The organism is Aeromonas dhakensis, assembly GCF_000820305.1.
GTDB lineage: Bacteria > Pseudomonadota > Gammaproteobacteria > Enterobacterales > Aeromonadaceae > Aeromonas > Aeromonas dhakensis.
This window is the reverse complement of sequence record NZ_CDBH01000010.1, coordinates 1-875: the sequence shown is the minus strand read 5'-3', so window position 1 is coordinate 875 and position 875 is coordinate 1. Positions and strand designations below refer to the sequence as shown.

Annotated in this window: 1 protein-coding gene; it reads right to left on the bottom strand. The window is 67.7% G+C overall.

The genetic code is table 11. The annotated features are described in order from the left end of the window. A partial coding sequence (locus tag BN1143_RS00685; RefSeq protein WP_042049277.1) for an efflux RND transporter permease subunit occupies positions 1-875 on the bottom strand: 875 nt, incomplete at both ends.

Sequence of the window (875 nt, the reverse complement as noted above, 5' to 3'; positions counted from 1 at the left end):
ACGGCACCGAGCAGGCCCAGGGGGATCACCAGCATCACGGAGAGCGGGATGGACCAGCTCTCGTAGAGCGCGGCCAGCACCAGGAAGACCACCAGCGCCGACAGCAGCATCAGCATGGGGGCCTGGGCCGCCGACTGACGCTCCTGCAGCGACTGCCCCGTCCAGGCCAGGGCAAAGCCTGGCGGCAGCTGTGCCACCAGACGCTCCATTTGTGCCATCGCGGCGCCGCTGGAAACCCCGGGGGCGGCACTCCCGGAGAGACGCACGGCGGGGAAGCCCTCGAAGCGCATCATCTGCTGCGGCGACTGGCGCCAGATTGGCGTCACCACCTCCCGCAGGGGCACCATGCCGCCGCTAGCATTGCGCACCCGCAGGCCGAGTACGTCATCGAGCTGCATGCGCGCCTTGGCGTCGGCTTGCAGGATGACCTGCTGCATGTGCCCGCCGTTGGGGAAGTCGTTGATGTAGAGCGACCCCATCGCCGCCGACAGGGTGCTGCTCACGCTGGTGAACGAGAGTCCCATGGCCTCGGCCTTCTGCCGGTTGATCTCGAGGTGAATGCTCTCGCCGGGGGGCAGGCTGTCGGGATAGACATCGCTCACCACCTCGCTTTGGGCGGCCAGTGCCAGCAGTTGCGCCTGGGCGGCCAGCAGCGCGGCTTCCCCCTGGTTGGCCCTGTCTTGCAGGAATAGCGTGAAACCCGAAGAGGTGCCCAGTTCGTCGATGGCGGGCGGCAGCAGGCTCATCACTGTGCCTTCCTTGCTGTTGGCCATGGCGGCCTGTGCCAGCTCTGCCTCTTCGGCAGCCGTGGCACCATGACGCTGGTCCCAGTCTTTGAGCATGGTGAAGGCCATGGCGGCATTGGGGCCGGCGCC